The sequence below is a fragment of the Sulfurimonas sp. genome (assembly GCF_026196735.1).
In the GTDB taxonomy this organism is placed as follows: domain Bacteria; phylum Campylobacterota; class Campylobacteria; order Campylobacterales; family Sulfurimonadaceae; genus Sulfurimonas.
Genome location: NZ_JAPHUF010000012.1, coordinates 452,050 through 476,312, shown reverse-complemented (window position 1 = coordinate 476,312; position 24,263 = coordinate 452,050). Strand labels below are relative to the sequence as shown.

Here is a 24,263-nt window from a genome sequence, read left to right as displayed (position 1 = left end):
ACAGTAAGTATAAAATATAATAAAACTTTATATTAACTTTATCATATATAACTTAAAAATTGTTTGTATTATCATTATTAATTACTAAATGGCTATAATTTCACAATGCTACTATATATACATATACCTTTTTGTGACTCCAAATGCTCATACTGTGCTTTTAACTCATATGTTGATAAATTTCATCTAAAAGAAGAGTACATGTCAGCCATAATAACTCAGCTGAATTACGAGCTAAAGAGATTTGATACGAAGCATCAAGAGATAGAGTCTCTGTTTATTGGCGGAGGAACACCGTCCACCGTAGAACCAATACTTTATAAACCTTTATTTGACATGTTAAAACCTTACTTAGCTGAGGGGATTGAGATTACAAGTGAGGCAAATCCAAACAGTGCAACTTTACAATGGCTAAAGGAAATGCAAAAGCTTGGTGTCAATCGCATAAGTTTTGGGGTGCAGAGTTTTGATAAAGACAAACTCAAACTTCTTAACCGCGCTCATACTAAAGAACAGGCAAGAGAAGCGGTTTTAAATGCAAAAAAGCTTGGTTTTGAAAACATCTCACTAGATCTGATATACGCTACTTTAGGTGATACAAAAGAGCTTTTACAAAAGGATATAAACACTGCTTTTTCTCTGCCTATAAATCATCTCAGTGCTTATGCTTTAACCATTGAAGAGGGAACTCCATTTGAGTCAAAGCCTTACATGTCAAAAGAGACTCTTGAGTTGACTACATGGCTTTTTAACACTATCAAAGAGCATAAGTTTATGCAATACGAGATCAGTAATTTTGGAACATATCAAAGCATACACAACCTTGGTTACTGGAAGTATAAAGACTATATCGGTTTAGGAAGCGGTGCAGTCGGAAAACTTGATTTAAAGAGATTTTACCCGACAGGCATTGTGGAAGATTATATAAAAAATCCTCTTGATATTAAAACTGAAATCTTAAGCGAAGAAGACAAAAAAATTGAACAAATTTTTCTAGGTCTTCGCTCTTGCGTTGGAATAAAGGGAGATATTTTAAATAAAGACGAGTTAAAAAAAGCCCAACTATTAGTCAAAGAAAAAAAACTAACTTTAAAAAATGATACTTTTTATAATGATGACTATCTTTTAGCAGACGAGATTGCTCTGTTTATATCATAGTTTAATTATTCTTTAGATAGAATCTTATTTTTATTATAAATTAGAGGATATTTTATGTTTGGTATGGGTTTTACCGAGATAATGATTATTGCTGTTATCGCCATTTTATTTCTTGGTCCAGATAAGCTGCCAAGTGCTATGGTAGAAATAGCAAAGTTTTTTAGAAGTGCTAAAAACACTCTTGGAACTATGAAAGAATCTTTAGAAGAAGAGTTAAATGTTAAAGATATAAAAGAGGAAGCTCTCGCATATAAAAAAGAGTTGCTTCATGCCGGTGATCAAATAAAAAGTGCAACTGATGTAAAACAGATGGCTGCAAAACTAACTTCACTTGAAGATGACACATTTGAAGATGATGGATTCTTCGATAAACCTAAAAAAGACACAGACTCACCAAAAAATAAACCAGATGAAGTAACTCTTAAAAAGAAAAAAAAGAGTGAAATAGCCAATAAAACAGAAGAAGACAACAAAGATGTTTGATGATATAAAACCACACTTAATTGAACTAAGAAAAAGATTAGCTATCTCGGTTGCCAGTCTTATTGTTATGTTTTTTGTAATGTTTTACTTTCATGAAATTATTTTAGCATGGATGGTAGAACCGCTAAATGTTGCACTTGCAGAGGTAGGTAAAAAGTCTGTTCATGCTGCTGATGGTATGGTGACAACTTCTCAGGTTGGAGGAGCATTCTTTGTTGCTCTTAAAGTTTCATTTTTTGCTGCTATCATAGGGGCTCTACCTATTATACTTGCTCAAATTTGGATGTTTATAGCTCCGGCACTTTACGCAAATGAAAAAAAGATGATTATCCCTTTTATTCTTGGCGGAACAACAATGTTTGGGGTTGGTGTTTTATTTGCTTACTATATTGTTACCCCATTTGGGTTTGATTTTCTCATTACCTTTGGTAGTTTCAAGTTTACTCCTCTTATAAACATAGAAGATTATGTCGGCTTTTTTACAAAGATTATGTTCGGATTTGGTATAGCTTTTGAGCTACCTATATTTGCATACTTTTTAGCACTTCTTGGTATGATTGACGACAGAATGATGAGAGATTTTTTCAAGTATGCAGTAATTATAATCTTCATTGTTGCGGCACTTTTAACTCCTCCGGATGTTTTAACTCAACTACTTATGGCCGGACCGCTTATTATTCTTTATGGATTTTCTATACTTATAGTAAGATTGGTAAATCCGGCTCCTCCGCTTGAAGAAGAAGATGAAGAAGATGACAACGAATCCAAAGAAGATTCAGAAGTCAATAGACTCCAAGAATCTAAGCAAGATTAGTTTAATAACTAAACGACAGTGACAAATAAAGAACTTCTTACATCAAGCTATGACTTTACGCTTCCAAGTGAACTCATAGCAACACATCCAGCCTCTCCAAGAGACTCTGCAAAACTTTTAGTCTACAATCGTAAAACAGATGAAATAACACATGCAATATTTTCTGATTTAGAAACTTTTATCCCCCAAGGTTGTGCTCTGATATTTAACGATACAAAAGTTATAAAAGCCAGACTATTTGGTAAAAAACCAAGTGGCGGTAAAATCGAACTTTTGATAAACAGAGCCCTAAATGCACATGATGTAAATGTTTATATTAGAGGAAAAGTGAAAATTGGCAGTGAAGTTATTTTTGATGAAAACTTAGTTGCAGTTGTACAAGAGTTAAACGATGACGGAAGCAGAGTTGTGCATTTTTATATTGATAAAAAACTTGCAAGATTTGAAGATGTTTTACCTGTTTTAGATAAAATCGGGCATGTTCCTCTGCCGCCATATATACAAAGAGAAGATAACAAAGATGATGAAAGCGAGTACCAGAGTGTATTTGCTCAAAATGCCGGTGCGGTCGCTGCACCAACCGCCTCTTTACACTTTACAGATGAACAACACAAACGAATCTGTGACAAACATCCACATGCTTATGTGACTCTACATGTAGGAAGCGGTACATTCAAACCCGTTGAGTGTGAAACTATAACTGACCATCCAATGCACTCTGAGTATTATGACATATCAGACAAAGCCAAAAAACTGCTTGACTCCGATATACCCATACTCAGCGTTGGAACAACATCAACAAGAACCATAGAATTTTACGCAAGACATAAGGACAAACAAAGAGGAGAAGCAAACCTCTTTTTACACCCAAATAACAAACCGCTAAGAGTCAATCATCTGCTTACAAATTTTCACTTGCCAAAATCAACCTTGCTGATGCTCGTAGCATCTTTTGTAGGTGTAGATAAGGCTCAAGAACTTTATAAAATAGCCATTGAGAATAAATACAGGTTTTACTCTTATGGTGATGCAATGTTAATATTATAGGTTAGATAATATCCTTCCATTTTGAATAATAATTTCACCGCTTAATTCAGCTTCAAAAATCTTATCTGGAAATTTCTTTAAAGCCTCATCGTAAGTTGGATTTGTACTGCAATAATTTAAAAATTCATCTTCTACATGTAGCTCATCATTACATGTTGTAAACCTTGAAACAAACTCATCGATATCATAAATCACTTTTGCTTTGTTCTCTTTTACCAACCTATTAGTTGCTTCACTCTCGCCTAGTCTCTGCGGAAGTACAAAAATCTCTTTTTGCATTTTTAGTGCAAATTCTACACTTCTCATGGTTCCGCTATTTAACTCGGCTTCTCCCACAACCAGCACATCTCCAAGAGCAACAACAAGCTCATTTCTAACTACAAAACTCCAAGAAGTGACTTTAAAATCTGCATCAAATTGACTAAGCAATAGACCACTCTTTTGTATATCGTTTAAAAGGTTTTTGTTTACTAAGGGATACCTTACATTGACCCCACATGGAAGTACAGCTATAGTGTTTGATGCGCCCGCTCCCGAGTGAGCTACGGCATCAATTCCCATAGCACCTCCGCTTACGATACAAACTCCGGCTTTTGACAAAGAAGATGAGAGTTTTTGAATCATTAAACGGGAGTATTTAGATGGTTTTCTGCTTCCTACTATTGATATTTTTACTCTTTTTAAAAGTTCAAGATTGCCATCATAAAAAAGTTCATCAGGGTAATTTTTCATTGATGAGAGTTCAGTGATTTTCTCTTGAACTATATTCATTTTAATAAAGCCTGTTTACCAGCACTAGTTCTACATCTTTAAACAGTTTTTTTGATTCACTTAGAGCCATTATGGTGTTAGCATGTGGATGTCCGATAGCTATAGCACTTCCATGAGCTTTGGCAATTTTAACAGCTTTTTTAATCTGTGATTTTATATACGCTTTGTCCATTTCATGGTCTATAAAAACATCTCTTGCCATATATTTCATTCCATAATTTTTCATGACGGCAGGAACCTTGGTTGTTGCGATAGTTCTGCTGTCTATAAAGTTTATATGTTGTTTTTGCAATGCATAAATAAGTTTATTAACTGCCAACTCATCTGATGTAAATTTACTGCCGGTGTGATTATTTATATATTGCACCTTCGGAAACAGTTTTTTTATTTTTTCAATTCTTTGGCTTATCTCTTTTTGAGAATCTTTAATTCTCAAAGTAAACGGTTCTTCTTTTGTGAAATTTTCAGCTTCCATTGGTAAATGAACCATATAAAAATTTTCTTTTGCCGCTAAAATATGAGAATTTGGTCTAAACTCGCTTGGAGGCAGAAAAGACATTGTAATAGGCAAATTCAGGCTTTTTATCGCATTGACATGTGACTTTACACTCACATCATCCAAAATAATTGCAAGTTTTGGTTTGCTAGAGGTTATTTTAATATCTCGCTTTGGTGCTTTTGGTAAAGTGCTGATATCATACTCATGTGCAGCACCTATCAGGCTTGAAGCCTTTTCGCCATCTGTTAGAGTCTCTGTATTTCTCTTTTTAAGTACATCTTTTAATCTGTCGCTTACATCTTTTTCTTTTTTAAGGCTTGCTTCTTCAAGCTTTTTAAGCATAGAGAGTCTTTTTTTCTCTTTACTTTGATCTTTACTCGATATATCTTTTTTGGCATGTTCATAACCTATATAATATCCTCCAACAAGTGCCACAAGCATTGCTGCGACTATTGCTAATGACCACGCTGTATATAATAAAATATTTGAACTTTTTTTTGACTTACTATTTTTTCTTTTTGGCATTCTTTCTCCATTGATTATAAAACTATATCTAAAATAAAAAACAGACGCAATTACATTGCATATTGACATACTATTTTTTGTATCCATCTAACTCAAGCTTTAACTTTAACCAAGACATAAATTAAATTATAATTACTGATTAAGTATAGTTTTTGTATAATCCCGAGTTCCTTTCTCTTTGTATCATTAAATTTTGATGATATGTCTATATCCGAAAGGGAAACAAAAGCCTTGCACTATTTAGTAATGGGCAAAATACCAAAGGGAGATTATACTCTATGAGAAATTACGAAAACCTAGTAATCGTAAAACCAACATTAACAGCAGAAGAAATTCAAGCTAGCGTTAAAGCTATCGAAGATATTATTACTTCAAATGGCGGCGAAATCGCTGTAACAGACGCAATGGGAATGAGAAAATTAGCATACCCAATTGATAAAAATGAGCGTGGTTATTTCCATGTTATTTATTACACAGTTGCTCCTTCAGCAATTACAGAGATTGAAAGACGATTTCGTATCAACGAAGATCTTCTTCGTTTTGTAACTATCAAATATGATACAAACCGTGAAGTTATCGCTTTCAATAAACTAGTGCAAAAAGCTCAGAAAAAATCTGAAACACCTGCAAAAGAAGAAGTAAAAACTGAAGCACCAGCTGCACAAGCAGAAGCACCGGTTGCAGAAGCAGCAGCTGAAGAAGCTGTAGCACCAGCAGCAGAGTAATTGGCAACAGCCTAAACAAATAAGGAAAATTCATGTATAACAAAGTTATTTTGGTTGGAAACTTAACTCGCGATATTGAACTTAGATACTCTCAAGGCGGAATGGGCATAGCAAATACTGCTATTGCAACAAGCCGTAAATTCACTAGCAATGGTGAGAAAAAAGAGGAAGTTTGTTTTGTAGATATTACATTCTTTGCAAGAAGTGCAGAGATTGCTAACCAATATCTTCGTAAAGGGAGTAAAATCCTAGTAGAAGGTAGACTTAACTTTGACCAATGGGTAGACCAAAATGGACAGAAGCGCTCTAAGCACTCTGTAGTTGTAGAGACTATGCAAATGCTTGATTCTAAAAGTGACAACCAAGGCGGCGGTAACAATTACCAAGCACCTCAAGGTCAAGACGGACAGAATCAACCTCAACAACAGCAAAGTTATCAACAGCCGCAAAGCTACCAAAAGCCAGCTGCTCAACAGTATCAAGCTAACACACAAAGTCAGCAGATGCCAAGTAGTAACTCTGTTCCAGTAATCGACATTGATGAAGATGAAATTCCATTTTAGAAATAAATAACAAAAGGAAATAACATGGCAGAAAGAAGAAAATACAAAAAAAGATTTTGTAAATATTGTGAAGCAAAAGTAGATTTTATGGATTACAAAGATGTGGGAGCATTACGCTTTTCACTTTCAGAAAGATATAAAATCATGCCTCGTCGTTTAACAGGTAACTGTAAGCGTCACCAAGACATGATATCAACAGTTATCAAAAGAGCTCGTGCTGCGGCATTAGTTCCATATACTGTTACTCGTAAAGCAGTTGTAACTGCACCATTTGAAAACCTAAGATAGGTTTTATTAGTCTCCTTAATTGGGGACTTATACCAACAACTACTTTTCAAACTTTCCTACTACTTTTATAGATACATTCAATTTATCATCGCTATAACTATATGTAACCAAGTATTTAATTACACGACCTTTTGTGTATTAATACAACTACTATTTTATTTATATAGAGATAATTTAAGATTTATTTTGCAATGTTTGAGGGATTAAATCTGATATATCGCATTCCAAAATAAATGCTATTTTATATAAGTGTTCAAGATTGAAATGCTGTTTTTTAAGGTACAACTCTGCTTGAGATACTAAACCAACAGATTTATGACCAAGAGCTTGTGATAATTGAAGTTGAGTATAGCCTTTCTTATTTCTATATTTTTTAACATTTAACCCAATTTGTTTATGAAAGTTATTCATTGTTTCTAATGGTAACTCTTCAATGCTTCGCATTATAAATCCACCTAAATATTAGTGAATTGCATTTTAGAGTGTTATACTATTTCTATCAACTAGTAATTACTAGTTAGAAAATTCTTAAAGGTTTAAAATGAAAAAAAGTTTACTTGCAACTGCTTTATTAATAGCAGGAACTTCAGTAATGGCGTTAGATACACAAGTATTTGTAGGATTAGATGCTACTAGTGCAAAAGTAGATACAAAAGTTGGGTTTACTGGTACAGCTACAATTGATGGAGTTGATTATTCAAATCTTTCTGCTAGTGCAGATGATTCGGATGCATCAGTTGGTATTAAGGCTGGTGTAATATTAGATAAAACACACCGTATTTATGCATATTATACACAGCTTGAACCAGATATGGAAGGTATAAAAACTGAGTTGGATATTATGACATTGAATTATGATTATCTAATAGATGTTAATAATGATATGAATGTTTATGTTGGAGCACATATAGGACAAAGTGATTATGAAGCTCTTGGTTTTGACGATAGTAGCATTATGTATGGAATTCAAGCTGGTTTGTTATATAGTATAAATAAAAACATTGAACTTGAAGTAGGTGTTTCTTATTCTGATATGGATTCAAAACCTACTACTCCAACTGTATCTGGTACTTATGATAATGTTGTTTTAACAAATGCAAGTGCTTATCTTGAGCTAGAAAACATGACAAGAGCTTATGTTGGTGTGAACTACAAATTTTAACAAAAAACTAAAAAAGCAAGTTTCCTGTTTTCTTGCTTTTTTATATTTTAAATTCTAAATCATTAACTGAAACATGTTTTATCTTACAATTCAAACCTACAAAATATCTATATAATCTTGTATGATTTTCATTCCAAAGTTTAGGAATATTTATTGCTATAAGAGTAGTAAAAAAGTATTCATATGAACTATATTTTAGCCATTATTCTACTAACTGCTTCACTTTATGCAAAAACAACTGACTTCTCTGTTGTAATAAATGAACCATTTAATGATGCACTGCTTGATGTTGCACAAGATTATGATCGTTCTATAACAGCTGTTGGATTTACTAAAAACTATAAAACTTCCTCACAAAAAACAGGCTCTACTTACTCAAATGCTTTTGATTATTTAGCAAGTCTTTCTAACACCGTCGGCTCTCAAGTTCATCTTATAAAACTAAACAACAAAGCAGAAGTTACTCTTAGAAAATCTGTTAATCTTTCAAATTTTAACGAAGCAGTAGCTGTAGTAAAAACACCAGCAAACGGTTACTTTATAGGTGGTTATACGCTAGATGGTTCTTTACTTATTTTAAAGCTGGACTCAAATGGAAATATAATCTTTACAAGAACATTTGGAACAGACAACAATAATATAATGCAAAATCTTATACTACTTCGAGATGGCGGAGTCTTAGCAATCGGCTCATCCGTGACAACAAGATCATATAATGATAATTTATTTGAAACCGGTCTTGGCTTAAAAGATATATATATCAGTAGATTTTCAAAAGATGGCACTAAACTTTGGAGCAAAAAATATGGAACAGAGTATGATGATACGGGGATTGACGCAGTTGAAGCCAATGACGGCTCTATAGTTGTTCTAAGCCAGACAAATTATGATAAGTTTAAAAATATTACATTGATGAGAGTCACGCAAAATGGCGATAAGATTTGGCTAAAACACTACAAAAATGAAAAATATGTTACTCCATATAAAGTTATAAAATTAAGAGATGGTAATTTTATTGCTTCTTTGTCACAGCAAGATGAAATAGATAAAGAACAGATAAGACTTATCAAATTTGATTTACAAAGAAATATTTTAAATGATAAAATTATTCATACAACATACAGCAGTGCATTAAAAGATATCAAAGAGTACTCAGATTCTAAACTAATCGGTGTTGGTTATGTTAAAGATACTTTCAACACAGATGGTCTTGTTATGCAGCTGGACAATAATCTAAATATGCTAAGACAAGAACATTATGGTGATGAGAACTACGATGTATTTAACGCTGTAACAATACTTCACAACTCCCAAGCTGCGGCAGTTGGTGTATATACAAATAATGAATCTCAAGAATCTAACATGTGGATTGTGCAACTAAACAGAGATATCTCAATGATGCAGATAGCTCCCAATTCTGCTAGTATGTATAAAAAGTTAACTGAAGTTTTTAAAGAAGAAATAGCTAATAAATCAATCACTATTAAAGAAGATTTATCGATTAGTTTTATTGACGAGTCTTTGTATTTTAAAACTGGACAATATGAACTAAACAGTGAACAAAAAATATTTTTACAAGACTTTAGTAAAAAGCTTTTACCGCTTCTACATGTAAATAAAGAGCATATAAACACCCTCGAAGTCAGTGGACATACTTCAAGCGAATGGGGTACAACTGACTTTACAAATTCGTTTTTAAAAAATGAAAAACTATCTATGAACCGATCATATAGCACACTTGCATTTATATTTAAAAATCAAGACAGCATTACTAAAGAGTGGCTTTCAAATGTGGTAAAAGGAAGCGGTCTTGGCTTCTCAAAAAAACAGATGTTTAATGAGAAAGAAGATAGAGAGAAATCAAGAAGGGTCTCTTTTAAGATTATTCTAAAGTAGTTTATTCTTCAATGCTAGATGCTCTAAAATCAAGGCGCACCTTGTCTTGCTTTAACTTTTTATATAATTTAAATTTTGCTTTTTCTAAATCTTCATCACTATACTCAAAAGCAGCTTTAATCTCATCATTGTCTAATTGAGCGCTATCCATAGCAAAAAGTCTCAACTCTTTTTTTGTAAGTTTAGCTTTTAAAACAGCATAAAGAATTTTATCATCTTCTATAAGACTTGCTATATCCATCTTACAAAATCTTGCACACATTTGCCTGAAATTATTCTCGCTGTTATACTGTCTCCAAACTGAGTTCTCTAACACATTTTCTCCCTATATCTTTTCTAATATTTTTGTTAAATCTTTTTCTTCTATAATTATATTTGCTTCTTTTGCCAAAATCTCTCTTGCGCAAAAAGCGACTCTAGTTCCAGCATGAGCAAACATACTTAAATCATTTGCACCATCACCACACACTAAAGTCTCCTCTTCACTAACGCCTAAAATACTTTGAAGTCTAGTCAACATGTCGCCTTTTGAGAAGTTAAACATCATATCTCCACCAACAAGACCGGTAAGTTTTCCATCTTTTACATGTAGAGCGTTTGAAAAATCTGCATCATACCCTAAAATATCTTTTGCATGAGTAGTCGCCGTTCTAAAACCGCCGCTAAAACATACCACTGTCATGCCCCTTTTTTTAAGCTCTGCTATCGTTTCAACAGCACCGGGCATGTAAGGAAGATTGTGGCTGATTTTTTCCACTACACTATAATCTAGACCTTTTAAAAGTCCAACTCTCTGCTGAAGAGATTCAAAAAAATCAAGTCTACCGCTCATAGCCTCTTCTGTTATCGCGGCAACTTTTTCACCGATACCAAGCTCCTCGGCAAAAAAATCAATAGTCTCGCCATCCATAAGCGTAGAATCAAAATCAAAAACAGCTAATTTCAACATGTATATTACTCACTTTAGTTATAATGTCGCAATTATACCCACTTAGGATGATTTTTGTTTGATGAACTAATAAATAAATTAAAAAACGATATATATATCACACTTGAGACTACACCGGGACACTCTCCTGTTTTTTCTCCAATAATAGATAAAATAGCAGAATTAGGACTGGATAAATTAGTAGATGGCTTTAGTACTACGGATAATCCTTTAGCAAAACTAAAGTACAATTCTCTCTTTGCTGCAAAAATGTTACAAGAGAGATTTAACAAACCCGTTATTGCGACCATGAGTATGAGAGACAGAAATAAAATTGCCCTTCAGTCTGACCTTCTTGGTGCTAATGAAGTAGACATAAGAGCTATTTTAGCACTTACCGGTGATCCGGCAACTATATCTGACCAACCTCATGCAAAGGGTGTATTTGAAGCTGACAGCACACTTTTACTAGAGATTATATCTGCTTTTAATCATGGTATGGATTATGCGGGAAAACCTCTAAGCGTTAAGCCTGAAACACTTTATCCTTTTGCTGTAGTGAACTCTTATGCAAAAAACCCTAAAACACTTCAAAAGAAGATGCAAAAAAAGATAAAACACGGTGCTTTGGGCATCATAACTCAACCGGTTTATGATAACCAGAGCGCTAAGCAACTTCTAGAACTTTGTGACTTGGCAAACAAAGAGTGTTGTAATGAAAATAAAAGTGCTGAACTTGTATTGGGTATTTTTCCCATTACAAAACTTCGTACTGCTCAATTTCTTTCTGCACATGTACCAGGGATAAATGTTCCCATTCATTGGATAGAAGCTCTTAGAGTTGCAAATGAAAAAGGAGCCGAGGAAGAGTACAGAGTTGGATTTGAACTAAGCAAAAAACTTTTTGATGATTTAAAAGAGATTCATCCAAAAATCCACCTAATGACAGCAAATCAGTTTCAAATAGCTAAAGATATATTAGTATAGATAAAATCTATACTGATTTATCTTCACATTTAAAATCACGAATAAACTCTTTAAATTTCTCGATAGGAAATGGTCTGCTGAAGAAATAACCTTGTACCTTACGGCAATGTAAAAACTTTAAGGTGTCAACATGTTCTTGTGTTTCAGACCCTTCAGCTATGACATCTTTACCTAAAGCTCTAGCCATTGCTATAATTGTACCAACAATTGAACGGTCGTCCTCATCTGTATCAATATCGAGTACAAAACTACGATCTATTTTTATAGTCTTTACAGGCAGTTTTTTAAGATAACTTAAAGATGAATAACCTGTTCCAAAATCATCAATAGACAGCTTAAAACCTTTAGCATCTAGCTCTTTTAATATAACTAATGATATCTCTATGTTATTCATTAGATGACTCTCTGTAATCTCCAAATCAATATAACTTTTATCTAAACCAATTTCATCAGCGATATTACATATATCATCCACGAAAGATTCATCTTCTAACTGTTTGCTTGATACATTAATAGACACAATTAACTTTTGCCCGGTTTCATGTAATTTTTTAGTATCACTTATAGCTTGTTTTGCTACCCAAAGCCCTATCTTTGATATCTGTCCGGTCTCTTCAGATATACCTATAAATTGATCAGGTCTAATAAGCCCTATTTCTGGGTGATTCCATCGCACGAGTGCTTCCATCCCATACACAGACTTTGTCTCAAGACTTATTTGCGGTTGATACTCTAAAAAAAGCTCGTTATTATTGATTGCATTGCGCAAATCATTTTCTATTAACAATCGTTCAGTTATCTTATCATTCATTGATTGAGAGTAAAATTTATAGCTGTTTTTTCCACTATCTTTTACTTGGTACATCGCTGTATCAGCCATTTTAACGAGTTCTTCATAACTTGTAGCATCATCAGGATAAATACTTATACCGATACTAGCCCCGGTATAAAGTTTTTTACCATCGACTAATATTGGTTTATTAAATGAATTGATAATCTTTTCTACGACAGGAACCACATCTATAGCCGAGTCTATACCCTCTAGCATAATTGTAAACTCATCTCCGCCGAGTCTTGCAAAAGTATCTTCTTCACGAATGACTCCTTGGATGGTTTTTGAAACTTCTACCAGAAATTTATCCCCTGTGAGATGTCCAAGAGTATCATTTATATTTTTAAAATTATCCATATCTATGAAAATTAAAGCAGCTTTTTTATTATTGCGTTTAAGTGTCGGTATTCTGCTAACAAAACGCTCTTCAAACAAGACTCTGTTTGGAAGTTCTGTAAGAGAATCGAAGTAAGCAAGATTATGAATCAGCTCTTCTTGCTGTTTTTTCTCACTTATGTCGCTTATTATAGAGATATAGTTTGTCAATATTCCATCATCGTTACGCAAAGCAATTATTCTTGACTCTGCTGTATATAATTCTCCATTTTTTTTACGATCAATAATCTCGCCTTCCCAGTGACCCTTTTTATTAACATCATGCCACAACGCTCCATAAAAGATATCATCATGCCATCCAGAGCTTAACATATTTGGTTTTTTACCTATAATCTCTTCAATGTCATATCCAGATATTTTAGTAAATGCACTATTTATGGTAATAATTTGCTCATTTGCATCCGTGATAAGTACACCGTCACTCATTTTCTCAAAAACTGCAGAGGCTAAAAGAAGTTCATTCTGTGCAATTTTTTGTTTAGTTATATCATGGACTGTGCCAATTGATCTTATTGGATTTCCATCTTTATCAAACTCATGTTCGCATCTCTCTTCAACAAAGCCGATTTCACCATTTTTACGGATAATACGATGTTCAACATGATATCCATGCTTTTTCTCAAATGAATTTGTATAACTATCATTAACCAGCTCAAGGTCATCAGGATGAATATAATTTAAAAAAGCTTCATATGTAGCGCCGAACTCCTGCGGTTCAAGACCAAAAATACGGTAAACCTCATCAGACCAATATAAGCTGTTATTTACCAAGTCTAATTCCCAATGACCTATGTTGGCAAGCTGTTGTGCTTTATTTAGTCCTGATTGAAGTTTTTTAAATTTAAGCTCTTGTTCTTTTTCTTTTGTGATATCCCAAAAAAGACCGATTAAAGCTATAATCTTGCCATCTACATATAGTGGTTTTTTAATAGTTCGTATAATTCTTTTTTTATTATCTACAAAAATCTCTTCTTCAACATTGATAGACTTTTGGCTGCCAAAAAGCTCTGCATCATCACTACGATATTTTTGTGCTAATTCTTTAGGAAAAAAATCATAATCATTTTTACCTATTATTTCAGACGCATTCAAACCCATAAAATCAGCAAGAGAAGCGTTTACATAAAGAAATACAGAGTTAACATCTTTAATAAAAATATTCTGCTCTAGTGAATCAAGAATCATTTCATTTTTAAGCATCTCTTGTGGTAAATCCATTTATAAAGTCTTTCAAATATCATATTTTATTTTGTATTTTATCATATTTTTATCACAAAATATTTAAACTTATTAAGTAGCTTTGCTTTATTATATTTTGATATAATCACGATAATTATTTACTGGGAATATTATGATTGATTTAAAACTATTACAAAAAGATTTTGATGCTATTAGCGCAAAGCTGGCTCGCAAAGGTGTTGATACGACACTTATAAAGACTTTAAAAGAAAAAAATGAAAAATTAAAACTTGCAAAGACAGAATTTGAAACACTTCAAGCAGCTCAAAACTCTATGAGTAAAGATTTTGGTATCTATAAAAGAGAAGGCAAAGACATTAGTGAACTTAAAGCTAAAGTCGATGCAAATAAAATCAAAATAACAGAGGCTCTAGATATTCAAAGAACTGCACAAGAGGAGTTAGAAACTCTTGCAATGGCAATTCCAAATATGCCAGACGACAGTGTTCCAGATGGTGAAGATGAAGATGACAATGTAGAGATAAAAAAAGTTCTTACTCCAAAAGAGTTTGGCTTTACTCCTAAAGAACATTGGGAGCTTGCCGAGCAAAATGGTTGGATTGACTTTGAACGAGGTGTAAAACTTGCGACTAGCCGCTTTAGTGTCTCTTTTGGCATGGGTGCGAAACTTGAGCGTGCACTTATTAACTTTATGCTTAACTTTAACTCTAAAAGAGGCTTTGACGAGGTTAGCGTTCCGGCACTTGTCAACAGAGCCGCACTAGAAGGCACAGGACAACTTCCAAAATTTGAAGATGATTTATACAAAATGCAAGACCAAGAGCTGTTTTTAATCCCAACTGCCGAAGTTCCTTTAACTAATCTTTTCCAAGATGAGATACTAAGTGAAGATAAGCTGCCTATAAAAATGACAGCATACACATCATGTTTTAGAAAAGAAGCAGGTGCAGCCGGGCGTGATACAAGAGGTATGATTAGACAACACCAGTTTCATAAAGTTGAACTCGTATCAATTGCAAAACCCCAGCAGAGTGAAGAGATTTTCAATGATATGGTTACATGTGCATCTGATATTTTAACTGCACTTGAACTTCCTCACCGCCTTGTAACACTTTGTACAGGAGACTTGGGTTTCAGTGCAGCATACACAGTTGATATTGAAGTTTGGTTACCTGGGCAAAATACATACCGTGAAATAAGCTCTATCTCTAACACTAGAGAATTTCAAGCAAGACGAGCTAAAATCCGTTACAAAGACGGTAAGAAAAACTCTTTTGTGCACACACTAAACGGCTCTGCTTTAGCCGTTGGCAGAACTCTTGTAGCTATCATGGAAAATAATCAAAACGAAGATGGAAGCATAACGATTCCTGAAGTTTTAAAACCTTATATTTTCTAATCTTTTTATCGGCACAAGTTGCACTATCCAACTATAGATATAATTACCACTCCACCAAAGTACAACACGAGAAGAGTAACGCTTTCCAAGCCGATATTCCCCGGTCCATAGCGTTGACGATATATAAGACCCAAAAGAAGCACGCTTGTCATCAGCATAGAGTTAGCCAGCCAAAACTGCTCAATATTTGTCATAACAGCGTAGATTGAGCCTTCTCGATAAGCAACATCAGATGCAGCAATAAAAAGAGTATCGAATGCATTACCGCCGATAATATCACCAACCGCTAAATTTAAAGCTCCCATACGAACTGCGGTAATGGCTACTACAAGTTCAGGAATTGATGTGGAGACAGCAGTAAATACACCTCCGACGACACCGTGTGATAAACCGGTTTTTTCTCCCAGAGGTACTGCTAGCTGAGATAAAGACCAACCGGCCAAAGCAACAATAGCTGCATAGCCGGCGAAGTTTAGCCAGAGTCTCCAAAGGTGACGGTTTTCACTGCGACTCTGATTCGAAGGTTCTAGCGGTGTATCTTTCGTCTTTCTAGGGAGCCACATCGGCATGTCGTGCGTCCTAGCTAAAAGATGTATACCAAAGAGATAAAAGATCACCAAAATTATTGTAGCAGGATGTATGCCAAAGATACTAACAACCGGAAACGACAGTGCTACTGCATGGATGCACAACAAGGCAAGAAGAAAAGCCGACATAAATAAATTTTCAGCTGATGCAGCCGCATGCTCCAAATTTGCACGCCGGTAAGCAATATCTGCTAAGGCAAGAAATGCGGTTTGAGCAGCGATACCTCCCAAACCATTACTTACAGCCAGCTCTGCGTATCCTGCAGATGCTGCTGATACAGACAATGTTATACCGGATAAAGATGTTGATGCTCCAATAAACAATGCCCCCATAAGTGCTTCTCCCAGACCGGTACTGTGGGCAAGGTCACGAGCAGTTTTGGTCATCTTCACACCAAACCATCCGATAATCGCTGCAAGCATAGCAAAAGCCGTTACTATAAAAGCCAAAGGCCAATTAGCAAAATCTGTCAAGCGAATACTTTAAATATTTTATTAAGCACTATTGACATGATTCTTTCCTTTTATCTATTTTACTTCATTTTTTCTTTTAATTCCTTATATTTTTATAGATTATTTTTAGTAAATAGCTAGAATCAACTACCTAATTGATGTAATTTTACTATTAAATTAATGCTTAGGAAGAGATAGCTTACTCAATGCTTCATTAACAAGAAAAATTTTACCTCGAATATTTTCATATCCAAATGATGTTAAACGATCAGTGTGTTTTTTTAAATAACGCTCTGCATCTTCTAAGTTATTAAAAAGATAAATTCCACCTGCTTCTTTTTCACTTTCATTTTCTGTCCATAACTTAGAAATTAGTCCTGACTCAGTCGCTATGTCTTTTGCTAGCTCGCTCATTGCTGTAGTTAATTCGTCACCAAACGGTCCATTATGTGGAAAATCTACTTGTAGTAAGTATTGCATACTTTCAATCCTTTTTATTTTGAAAAATTGTGACATGTAGAAGTCATTTTGAATCTTAACATTTATGTTTATTGATAGTCATAAATTTTAAAAGTTTTATGTTAAGTAAAATTTAGATTTATTAAGTTTAGATTTTAAATATTGCGGAGGAGTTTTGAATTGCCACAAAAGGCAATTCGAGTAAAATTATTTACCGATAGTTTGTGCGAAAGCTTCTAAATCAGCGTCAGAGTATTTTGCAACTTGACCTTTCATCATTCCCTTCATTTCTCTACCATATGAACCATCTTTGTAACCAATAAGTGCAGCAGCAATATCTGCTTTAGTCATCTCAGCAACATTTAAAGACTTACCTAGAGCTTTTTTGCTCCAATCAGCACCGTGACAACCTGTACAAGCAGCTGCATTTACGCCAGCCATTAAAGTAGTAGTTGCAGTTAAAGCAACAACAATCCCAGTAACAATTTTCTTCATTTAACATCCTTTGAAATTTAGATAAGGAAAATCATAGTATATTAAATGATAATTAAACTTGACGAACATCAAGTATTATAAGAAAAAAATATAGCAGCTACTCACTAAATACTTTACAGTGGGGGTGTATTTACTGTTTTTTTTGGCAAAACAATACTAAATAAAGCACCCTTTGTAGTGTTACCAACGCCTACATTTCCATTCATATGTTTTTCTATAATCATTTTTGCCATATATAATCCTAAGCCCGTGCCATTTTTAGACTTGTGACTAAAGTATGGCTCAAAAACCTTATCCATTATCTCAGTCTCTATTCCACCGGCATTATCCTCTACAGTAACATATACATTATTTTCATCACAACTAACATTGATCCAGATGTGACGCTTGGTAACATTTCTTTCTTCTAATATGTCAATAGCATTGTTAAGAATATTTATCAACACCTGAACAAGTTCATTTACATATATTTCTATAGGTTCGTTCTCGCACTGCTTTATATGTAGTTTTACTTTAGCTAAAGAGAGTCGTGTTTCTATCAAATTTTTTACACGCTCTAATATTTCACCAATAAATATACTCTGGGAAGTTTTTTGAGGTTTAAAATAAGATTGAAAGTCATCTATTGTCTCTGAGAGATACATCATAGTGTCAGAAATATTATCGAGTGTCTTATCATACTCATTTGGTTCTTTACCGGCGAGCATAAACTTTATTCTTGTCTCTGTAATCATAAGCGTTGTTGTAGATAAAGGTTGACGCCATTGATGAGCAATCATACTCATCATCTCACCCATCGCAGCAAAACGAGACTGTGCTATCATAAGACTTTCATGCTCTGTAATCTCTTTCTCAAAGTCAACAATCTTTTTAGTATATGCACGAATAAAAAGTCCCGTTATAATCAGTCCTAAAATTGAACTGACAACAGCTGTCTGAGATAGATTAAGTTCATAAAAAAGGTTAGTAGCAAGGATAGTTATAATTGACACTACAGTAATAATATTACCCGCACGGACACCTCCTGTGATGTAGGCGGCAAATACTAGCAAATAAAACCAGATCATACGAAACTCATCGTGCGGCACAAACATTAGTGCAGATAAAAAATCAACAAATGCCGCCCCATACATAAAATATGCAGTTTGAAGATAGCGCGTTTTTGGTCCCCGCAGTCTAATAATTAGTACAATGGCACTAACGACCAAAAGATAATTGACTACTGTTTGTATTTCACCAAGTGGATTAAGACCCAAAGAACTTAAAAAAGCAAAAATAAAAGTAAATACCGCCATTACAACTAAAACTGTATTTAGCACCTGATATTGGAATTTTAAAAGCACTTCACTCTTGTCAAAATCATGACCACTTACAAAAAAATCAGTATAAAAAGAATTTTGTTTTTTATACACAGTAACCTTTTGGTTGAAAATTTAGTATTTAAAGAAGTATACATTTTTAAAGCTTATTACAAAAGAAACTTTTCTAAAGTAACTAATCATGTATAGTATAATACAACACAACATAGAAGTGCCTGTATATTGGCACTTTTTTTGCTATATAATACAAAATATATTTAAGGTAGATAATGTCAGAGGGCTTAGAAGAAGAAATAATCATTATTGAAGACAGTGATGCTGCCTATACTGATGCTTCTTCAGATGAATCGATACTAGATGAAAAGTCTTCAAATAAAAAACCTTTACTATTTATAGGAGCAGCGGTTGCTTTAATTTTGATTGTAGTGATAGTATTTTTTATTTTACCAAGCACTCCTAGCAAAAAAATAATGTCTACAAATTACATAGAGGACAGACTCAAAGAAGAGGCACAAAAACATATTGAGCCGAGTAAAATAGAAAATATGATAGCAAAGGCTAATTATCTATACTCAACAGGCTCAAAAGACGAAGCACTTTCTCTTTTTGAAAAAATTGCATTTTATAGTGAAGCGGTCTCATCATACAACCTTGGTGTTGCACAGATTAAAGATGCACAGTATGAAATGGCACTACAGTCATTTCAAAAAGCGATACTAAATAATGAAAAAAGATGTGTCAGTGCCATCAACGCTGCTGTTTGCTCACTACATTTAAAAAACGAAGAGGGTTTTAAATACTATATAGACTTAGCATACGCTTACCTTCCTCAGGAGAGACAGTCCCCTTTATATTCATATTACTATACTCTAATTAATTACTACAAGGGTAATTACCTTGAAGCACTTAGTGCATTAAAAAATCCAACAACACAAGAGTACATGAATATTCAAAATAATATAAGTGCAAAAATAAATGCCCTGTTTGAAAATAATTATAGCGCTATAGAAAATATAGAAATCAATAAAAATAAAGCAGATGATTTTTCTCTAGGACTTTTATATGCAAGGGTTGGAGATTTAACATTATCTAAAAAGTATTTTAAGAGCGCTATAATAAAAAATATTGAACCAATAAAATCTCAAGTTGCGTTAGGATATATAAATATAAAAGCCGGTCAGGTACAAGAGGGAGCTAAAGAGATAGATAATGCGACAGATATGTTTGGCGAAGAGGCTTATAAACCATATCCAATAACAGTAAAACTAAAAGACTCCCTATTTAATATTGATGAAGCTCAAAAACGCTATAGAGATGTAGTCAGTCAAAGTAAAAAAATAAACTATCAAAAAATATTTTATTTCTCCCCTTATAAAATATTTAATGCCAACCAGACTATTAGTTATATTCGCAAAGGAAATGCAAATATTTTTATTGATAATGTAAATTCTGCTAAAACATACTTAAAAAAGAGTGCCTCATCTTCAAATGTAAACATAGGAATTGTACAAGCTATAAAAAAAGCGTTATCTTTTAAAACAAGAGAAGCAAACTTAATGTTAGCCGAGTTAGTAAACATACAGCCTAAACATTCTATACTGCACTACAACTTGGCTCTTACATATGCTCAAATGGGTAATATGCAAGATGCGCATAAACATTTTTTACGCTCATACAATCTTGATTCAAAGAATTATCTATCAGGAGTGTATGCTATTATGACCTCTCAGCTAACCGATAATGTAAATACCAAATTCATATCTATAATAAAAGACTCTTTGTCTCATGAAGAAAACAGCGAAGACATTGAGCTTTATAAGACACTATTTTATTTAAGCCAAGACAATATACTTGCAACTTCAAGCTGGCTTGAAAACAACTATAAAGAGAGGCCTCTTTATTTGGTTTTAGACACTATAATAGCTCTAAAACAAAACAACTTAGATGCTGCTAAACAATCTTCTAAAAAACTTTCTATACTGCTTCCAAATGAGATATTGCCTCATTTAGTCTACATAGATGCTCACTTTTATGAATTAAAACCAAAAAAATATGCACAGGAAGTCATGAAGTATTTAAAAGTTCAAAACTTTAATTTCGACGATCTGTATTTTGGTCCACATATCACAAGATATCTGTATACTCAACAAAACCTAATCATAGGAAAGCTATATCATTTACGAAAGCAGTTAAGAGAGGTACTGGAATCAACAACAGAGCCTACACATGAAATAACAAGTGCACTAGCTCTAGCTTCTCTGTATGATGGTGCATTTGAAGAATCTTATACTCTATACAATAGTCTTATTGATGATCTGAAGGTAAGAGACCCATATACTTTATTTATGGGTGCTGTTGCTTCTACAGCAGCAAATCATCATGCAAATGCGATAGCACTACTAGAATTATCTAAAATGAAAGATTCTAATTTCTTAGAGAGCAGATATGCTTTAGGGCTTCTTTATCTTGAGATTAAAAACAACAAGGGTGCTGTTATTCAACTCTCAAGAATACATAAAAAGAATTTTAATTCTGAATATTTTAACTTTGATATTGATTTGGATAAACTACTATTTGAAAAAACTCAATCAACTATTTAGTAGTTTTATCTTCTTTAGTAAAGTAACCCACTAATGTCTCTGATGCTACAAGTTCAGAGCCTACATTTACATTCAACCTAAAGTTTTTAGGTAAATACAAGGTTGTAACACCATTTATCATAAGACCGTATCTTGAACCCTGATATAATTTTTGGGATTTTAATGCTTTTATGTCTATGCCCATAAAACTCTGTTTTAGTCTATGTATAATTTTTAGACGGTTAGAATTTTTGTCAATAAATGTTAACTCTGTATTTTCATTAATACTTTTTGATAAAGAAGAAAATCTTGAGAGTCTTGCTCCGTTTTGTTTCTCTATACTATGAAGTGTTGATGAAAATGGTACTCTCAACTGAGATACATTTAAATAGGTACTATTTATTTCAAGTCTATAAGCATATTCATCATTTTTAAATTCATCTATTGAAGAGACTACTCCGTCAACAGGGCTAACAACACTGTTTTCTTGATAGTAAGGATGTTCTCTTTCTGGATTTCTAAATACAAAAACAAAAAACGCCGTTGCTATAAATGCAAGAAATTGTAAAAAACCTAAATCTAAAATGGCAAAAATAATAAAAAATAAAATTGCGCCTAATGTGTATCCCCAGCCTTGTTTAGCTATTGGTAATAGATTATTTTTCATCTTCTTTGTTTGCCTCTTCTTCTGAGTCTATATTGTCCTCAGGTGTTTTTGCATCTGCTTTGGATTCTTCATCTGAGTCTTTATTGTCATCAGACATTTTTGCATCTGCTTTGAGTTCTTCTTCTATATCATTAACAACAATTTTAACTTTAGATTTCATGCCATTAGCTTTTTCAAAGTTAATAATTATATCTCTTACTTCTTCACCTGTAATATTCTCTTTTTTATAAAGAAGCTTGACCATATCTTCTATAGCGCCTCTGTACTCTTCAAGTCTTTTTACTACTGCTTTGTATCTCTCTTGAAGTGATGATTTTATAAACTCATCCATATCTTCTGCCATCTTATCACTATACTCGCGAGTAGCTTGTTGATAACCTCCAATAAATGATTGTCTGCTTTTTTCAAGAACCATCAATCCGGCAACATCACTCATTCCATAAGTCTGAACCATTGATTTAATGATATCAGTTGCACGCTCAAGGTCGTTTCCGGCACCGGTTGAGATTTCACCGATAAATACTTCTTCTGCAGCACGGCCTCCAAGAAGAACATCCACTTCTGCTAACATCTCATTCTTTTGCATCATAAATTTGTTCTCTTCAGGAGTATTTAGTGTATACCCAAGAGCAGCTAGACCACGAGGAACAATAGAAACTTTTGAAACTTTTTTAGCGCCATCAGTTGTCTCTGCTAGTAAAGCATGGCCACTTTCATGGTATGCAACTATTTTTTTCTCTTTAGGATTTATACGACGAGATTTTTTAGCCAGTCCTGCCAATGCGCGTTCTACTGCTTCATAAAGATCTTTTTGTTTTACAGTCTTTTGGCTTTTTCTTCCGGCCAACAGAGCCGCTTCATTTACAACATTTGCCAAATCGGCACCGGCAAGTCCTGCCGTTAGACGAGCAACTTCTTCAAGTTCCACATCATCGTCCATTTTTACGCCTCTAACATGTACCTTTAAAATTTTTACACGCCCTTCAAAATCTGGTTTGTCAACCAAAACTTGTCTATCAAAACGACCGGGACGAAGTAGTGCGGCATCAAGAACTTCAGGTCTATTAGTTGCAGCTAAAATAATAACAGGTGTATCAGTACCAAAACCATCCATCTCAGCTAGTAGTTGATTAAGAGTCTGTTCTCTCTCATCGTTACCACCCATCTGCGCACCTGCCGCACGACTCTTACCAATTGCATCAATCTCATCAATAAAGATGATACTAGGAGCATCTTTTTTTGCTTGTTCAAAAAGGTCACGCACTCTCGCAGCACCAACACCGACAAACATTTCAATAAAACTAGAACCGCTTACAGAGAAAAAAGGAACATCAGCCTCTCCTGCAACCGCTTTTGCAAGAAGTGTCTTACCTGTACCGGGGCTACCCACTAAAAGAACACCCTTTGGAATCTTTGCACCTATTTCAACATAGCGGCCGGGATATTTTAAAAAGTCTACTATCTCTTGAACTTCTTCTTTTGCTTCTTCAACACCTGCGACATCATCAAATTTTGTTTTTGGTTTTTCAGAGTTGATCATCTTCTTTGCATTGCCCATACCAAGAATACCGCCACCCATACTTTTTTGCATGCGTCCTGCAAAGAACATCCATATTCCAATAATAATTAAAAATGGAAACAACCATCCAAACATCTCTGTAAACCAGTTTGTTTCACTAAAACCGGTGTACTCGATACCTTGCTTATCCAACTCTTGTATTAAATTTGTATCATTTGGAACAATTCTAGTAGTATAAACAGTTGCACTATCAGATGAATAAGCTCTAATGTAACTCTGTCCGATATCTACTTTCTTTAGACTCTTCGATGCTACCAAAGATTTAAGTTCTGAATAACTAACTTTTTGAATTTTTTTATTAGTACCGCCAAGAGCTCCATTTTGATTGTCCGCATCACCTATAAGTGTTTTAAAGAGCACTATAATTACAACTGAAAATATTGCAAATGTAATTAATGGATTTTTATTAAAAAAATTATTATCTTGATTGTTATCGTCTTTTTTTTGCATAT

Annotated in this window: 24 protein-coding genes and 1 pseudogene; 12 read left to right on the top strand and 13 right to left on the bottom strand. The window is 33.8% G+C overall.

Annotated elements, in window-relative coordinates:
• Window positions 1-105 precede the first annotated feature (105 nt).
• The 4 genes from hemW to queA are packed head-to-tail and all read left to right on the top strand — an operon-like array spanning window position 106 to window position 3,502.
• Entirely contained in the window at window positions 106-1,158 is a 1,053-nt protein-coding gene (hemW, locus tag OQK60_RS08670) for a radical SAM family heme chaperone HemW (RefSeq protein ID WP_297686085.1), read from the top strand.
• Between the two features lie 54 nt (window positions 1,159-1,212).
• Entirely contained in the window at window positions 1,213-1,641 is a 429-nt protein-coding gene (gene tatB / locus OQK60_RS08665; protein ID WP_297686083.1) for a Sec-independent protein translocase protein TatB, read from the top strand.
• Window positions 1,634-2,455 carry a twin-arginine translocase subunit TatC gene (gene tatC / locus OQK60_RS08660; RefSeq protein ID WP_297686082.1) on the top strand — a complete coding sequence of 274 codons (822 nt, stop codon included), beginning with the start codon at window positions 1,634-1,636 and terminating at the stop codon, window positions 2,453-2,455. Before tatB ends, tatC begins: the two co-directional genes overlap by 8 nt.
• A gap of 18 nt (window positions 2,456-2,473) precedes the next feature.
• Window positions 2,474-3,502 (top strand): tRNA preQ1(34) S-adenosylmethionine ribosyltransferase-isomerase QueA, encoded by a 1,029-nt coding sequence (queA, locus tag OQK60_RS08655; protein WP_297686081.1) that lies wholly within the window; start codon window positions 2,474-2,476, stop codon window positions 3,500-3,502.
• Here queA and OQK60_RS08650 read toward each other — a convergent pair.
• Both OQK60_RS08650 and OQK60_RS08645 read right to left on the bottom strand, forming a co-directional pair.
• Window positions 3,497-4,273 carry a DNA-processing protein DprA gene (locus OQK60_RS08650; protein ID WP_297686080.1) on the bottom strand — a complete coding sequence of 259 codons (777 nt, stop codon included), beginning with the start codon at window positions 4,271-4,273 and terminating at the stop codon, window positions 3,497-3,499. The genes queA and OQK60_RS08650 overlap by 6 nt on opposite strands.
• 1 nt (window position 4,274) lies before the next feature.
• Window positions 4,275-5,297 carry a divergent polysaccharide deacetylase family protein gene (locus tag OQK60_RS08645; protein ID WP_297686078.1) on the bottom strand — a complete coding sequence of 341 codons (1,023 nt, stop codon included), beginning with the start codon at window positions 5,295-5,297 and terminating at the stop codon, window positions 4,275-4,277.
• Window positions 5,298-5,575: 278 nt separating this feature from the next.
• Here OQK60_RS08645 and rpsF point away from each other — a divergent pair, with 278 nt between their 5' ends.
• The 3 genes from rpsF to rpsR are packed head-to-tail and all read left to right on the top strand — an operon-like array spanning window position 5,576 to window position 6,873.
• Window positions 5,576-6,022, top strand: a complete 447-nt coding sequence (rpsF, locus tag OQK60_RS08640) for a 30S ribosomal protein S6 (protein WP_297686076.1) — start codon at window positions 5,576-5,578, stop codon at window positions 6,020-6,022.
• Window positions 6,023-6,054: 32 nt separating this feature from the next.
• Window positions 6,055-6,585: a single-stranded DNA-binding protein gene (locus OQK60_RS08635; RefSeq protein ID WP_297686074.1), complete on the top strand. Its 531-nt coding sequence runs from the start codon at window positions 6,055-6,057 to the stop codon at window positions 6,583-6,585.
• 24 nt (window positions 6,586-6,609) lie between these two features.
• Window positions 6,610-6,873: a 30S ribosomal protein S18 gene (rpsR, locus tag OQK60_RS08630; protein ID WP_297686072.1), complete on the top strand. Its 264-nt coding sequence runs from the start codon at window positions 6,610-6,612 to the stop codon at window positions 6,871-6,873.
• A gap of 174 nt (window positions 6,874-7,047) precedes the next feature.
• Here rpsR and OQK60_RS08625 read toward each other — a convergent pair whose 3' ends face one another.
• Window positions 7,048-7,317 (bottom strand): helix-turn-helix transcriptional regulator, encoded by a 270-nt coding sequence (locus OQK60_RS08625; protein ID WP_297686071.1) that lies wholly within the window; start codon window positions 7,315-7,317, stop codon window positions 7,048-7,050.
• 97 nt (window positions 7,318-7,414) lie between these two features.
• On the opposite strand from OQK60_RS08625, the gene OQK60_RS08620 reads away from it, so the two are divergent.
• Window positions 7,415-8,035 (top strand): outer membrane beta-barrel protein, encoded by a 621-nt coding sequence (locus OQK60_RS08620; protein WP_297686070.1) that lies wholly within the window; start codon window positions 7,415-7,417, stop codon window positions 8,033-8,035.
• A 183-nt stretch (window positions 8,036-8,218) separates the two neighbouring features.
• Window positions 8,219-9,931 (top strand): hypothetical protein, encoded by a 1,713-nt coding sequence (locus OQK60_RS08615; RefSeq protein ID WP_297686068.1) that lies wholly within the window; start codon window positions 8,219-8,221, stop codon window positions 9,929-9,931.
• A 1-nt stretch (window position 9,932) separates the two neighbouring features.
• Here the strand turns inward: OQK60_RS08615 and OQK60_RS08610 are convergent, their stop codons facing one another.
• Both OQK60_RS08610 and serB read right to left on the bottom strand, forming a co-directional pair.
• Complete coding sequence (locus tag OQK60_RS08610) at window positions 9,933-10,247, bottom strand: hypothetical protein (protein WP_297686066.1); 315 nt, start codon at window positions 10,245-10,247, stop codon at window positions 9,933-9,935.
• A 9-nt stretch (window positions 10,248-10,256) separates the two neighbouring features.
• Complete coding sequence (gene serB / locus OQK60_RS08605) at window positions 10,257-10,880, bottom strand: phosphoserine phosphatase SerB (RefSeq protein ID WP_297686064.1); 624 nt, start codon at window positions 10,878-10,880, stop codon at window positions 10,257-10,259.
• A gap of 54 nt (window positions 10,881-10,934) precedes the next feature.
• Here serB and OQK60_RS08600 point away from each other — a divergent pair, with 54 nt between their 5' ends.
• Window positions 10,935-11,846 (top strand): methylenetetrahydrofolate reductase, encoded by a 912-nt coding sequence (locus OQK60_RS08600; RefSeq protein WP_297686062.1) that lies wholly within the window; start codon window positions 10,935-10,937, stop codon window positions 11,844-11,846.
• A 7-nt stretch (window positions 11,847-11,853) separates the two neighbouring features.
• Here OQK60_RS08600 and OQK60_RS08595 read toward each other — a convergent pair whose 3' ends face one another.
• Window positions 11,854-14,292 carry a GGDEF and EAL domain-containing protein gene (locus OQK60_RS08595; RefSeq protein WP_297686060.1) on the bottom strand — a complete coding sequence of 813 codons (2,439 nt, stop codon included), beginning with the start codon at window positions 14,290-14,292 and terminating at the stop codon, window positions 11,854-11,856.
• Between the two features lie 133 nt (window positions 14,293-14,425).
• On the opposite strand from OQK60_RS08595, the gene serS reads away from it, so the two are divergent.
• Window positions 14,426-15,673, top strand: a complete 1,248-nt coding sequence (gene serS / locus OQK60_RS08590; RefSeq protein WP_297686058.1) for a serine--tRNA ligase — start codon at window positions 14,426-14,428, stop codon at window positions 15,671-15,673.
• 23 nt (window positions 15,674-15,696) lie between these two features.
• Here serS and OQK60_RS08585 read toward each other — a convergent pair whose 3' ends face one another.
• The 5 genes and pseudogenes from OQK60_RS08585 to OQK60_RS08570 all read right to left on the bottom strand — a co-directional run bounded on the left by OQK60_RS08585 (window position 15,697) and on the right by OQK60_RS08570 (window position 19,079).
• On the bottom strand, window positions 15,697-16,242 hold the full coding sequence (locus OQK60_RS08585; RefSeq protein WP_297686056.1) for a hypothetical protein: 546 nt from the start codon (window positions 16,240-16,242) through the stop codon (window positions 15,697-15,699).
• A 96-nt stretch (window positions 16,243-16,338) separates the two neighbouring features.
• A pseudogene (locus OQK60_RS11280) lies at window positions 16,339-16,710 on the bottom strand (sodium:calcium antiporter); the annotation flags it as partial.
• A gap of 180 nt (window positions 16,711-16,890) precedes the next feature.
• Window positions 16,891-17,193 (bottom strand): monooxygenase, encoded by a 303-nt coding sequence (locus OQK60_RS08580; RefSeq protein WP_297686054.1) that lies wholly within the window; start codon window positions 17,191-17,193, stop codon window positions 16,891-16,893.
• Window positions 17,194-17,379: 186 nt separating this feature from the next.
• The gene (locus tag OQK60_RS08575) at window positions 17,380-17,667 is read right to left on the bottom strand and encodes a cytochrome C (protein WP_297686053.1); all 288 of its coding nucleotides are present in this window, start codon (window positions 17,665-17,667) and stop codon (window positions 17,380-17,382) included.
• A gap of 113 nt (window positions 17,668-17,780) precedes the next feature.
• Entirely contained in the window at window positions 17,781-19,079 is a 1,299-nt protein-coding gene (locus tag OQK60_RS08570) for a HAMP domain-containing sensor histidine kinase (protein WP_297686051.1), read from the bottom strand.
• Window positions 19,080-19,255: 176 nt separating this feature from the next.
• On the opposite strand from OQK60_RS08570, the gene OQK60_RS08565 reads away from it, so the two are divergent.
• On the top strand, window positions 19,256-21,586 hold the full coding sequence (locus OQK60_RS08565; RefSeq protein WP_297686049.1) for a hypothetical protein: 2,331 nt from the start codon (window positions 19,256-19,258) through the stop codon (window positions 21,584-21,586).
• Here OQK60_RS08565 and OQK60_RS08560 read toward each other — a convergent pair.
• The gene (locus OQK60_RS08560) at window positions 21,579-22,232 is read right to left on the bottom strand and encodes a phosphatidylserine decarboxylase (RefSeq protein WP_297686047.1); all 654 of its coding nucleotides are present in this window, start codon (window positions 22,230-22,232) and stop codon (window positions 21,579-21,581) included. The two genes, OQK60_RS08565 and OQK60_RS08560, sit on opposite strands and share 8 nt — an antisense overlap.
• Window positions 22,222-24,261, bottom strand: coding sequence for an ATP-dependent zinc metalloprotease FtsH (gene ftsH / locus OQK60_RS08555; RefSeq protein ID WP_297686045.1), 2,040 nt, complete (start codon window positions 24,259-24,261; stop codon window positions 22,222-22,224). The genes OQK60_RS08560 and ftsH overlap by 11 nt, the downstream gene beginning before the upstream one ends.
• Window positions 24,262-24,263: the final 2 nt, after the last annotated feature.

Coding starts and splice junctions, on each gene's coding strand:
- OQK60_RS08595 (WP_297686060.1), bottom strand. CDS start 14,292: ATGGATTTACCACAAGAGATGCTTAAAAATGAAATGATTCTTGATTCA.
- OQK60_RS08645 (WP_297686078.1), bottom strand. CDS start 5,297: ATGCCAAAAAGAAAAAATAGTAAGTCAAAAAAAAGTTCAAATATTTTA.
- serB (WP_297686064.1), bottom strand. CDS start 10,880: ATGTTGAAATTAGCTGTTTTTGATTTTGATTCTACGCTTATGGATGGC.
- ftsH (WP_297686045.1), bottom strand. CDS start 24,261: ATGCAAAAAAAAGACGATAACAATCAAGATAATAATTTTTTTAATAAA.
- OQK60_RS08585 (WP_297686056.1), bottom strand. CDS start 16,242: ATGCCGATGTGGCTCCCTAGAAAGACGAAAGATACACCGCTAGAACCT.
- hemW (WP_297686085.1), top strand. CDS start 106: ATGCTACTATATATACATATACCTTTTTGTGACTCCAAATGCTCATAC.
- OQK60_RS08620 (WP_297686070.1), top strand. CDS start 7,415: ATGAAAAAAAGTTTACTTGCAACTGCTTTATTAATAGCAGGAACTTCA.
- OQK60_RS08580 (WP_297686054.1), bottom strand. CDS start 17,193: ATGCAATACTTACTACAAGTAGATTTTCCACATAATGGACCGTTTGGT.
- OQK60_RS08565 (WP_297686049.1), top strand. CDS start 19,256: ATGTCAGAGGGCTTAGAAGAAGAAATAATCATTATTGAAGACAGTGAT.
- OQK60_RS08615 (WP_297686068.1), top strand. CDS start 8,219: ATGAACTATATTTTAGCCATTATTCTACTAACTGCTTCACTTTATGCA.
- OQK60_RS08625 (WP_297686071.1), bottom strand. CDS start 7,317: ATGCGAAGCATTGAAGAGTTACCATTAGAAACAATGAATAACTTTCAT.
- tatC (WP_297686082.1), top strand. CDS start 1,634: ATGTTTGATGATATAAAACCACACTTAATTGAACTAAGAAAAAGATTA.
- OQK60_RS08635 (WP_297686074.1), top strand. CDS start 6,055: ATGTATAACAAAGTTATTTTGGTTGGAAACTTAACTCGCGATATTGAA.
- rpsR (WP_297686072.1), top strand. CDS start 6,610: ATGGCAGAAAGAAGAAAATACAAAAAAAGATTTTGTAAATATTGTGAA.
- tatB (WP_297686083.1), top strand. CDS start 1,213: ATGTTTGGTATGGGTTTTACCGAGATAATGATTATTGCTGTTATCGCC.
- OQK60_RS08575 (WP_297686053.1), bottom strand. CDS start 17,667: ATGAAGAAAATTGTTACTGGGATTGTTGTTGCTTTAACTGCAACTACT.
- OQK60_RS08650 (WP_297686080.1), bottom strand. CDS start 4,273: ATGAATATAGTTCAAGAGAAAATCACTGAACTCTCATCAATGAAAAAT.
- OQK60_RS08560 (WP_297686047.1), bottom strand. CDS start 22,232: ATGAAAAATAATCTATTACCAATAGCTAAACAAGGCTGGGGATACACA.
- rpsF (WP_297686076.1), top strand. CDS start 5,576: ATGAGAAATTACGAAAACCTAGTAATCGTAAAACCAACATTAACAGCA.
- serS (WP_297686058.1), top strand. CDS start 14,426: ATGATTGATTTAAAACTATTACAAAAAGATTTTGATGCTATTAGCGCA.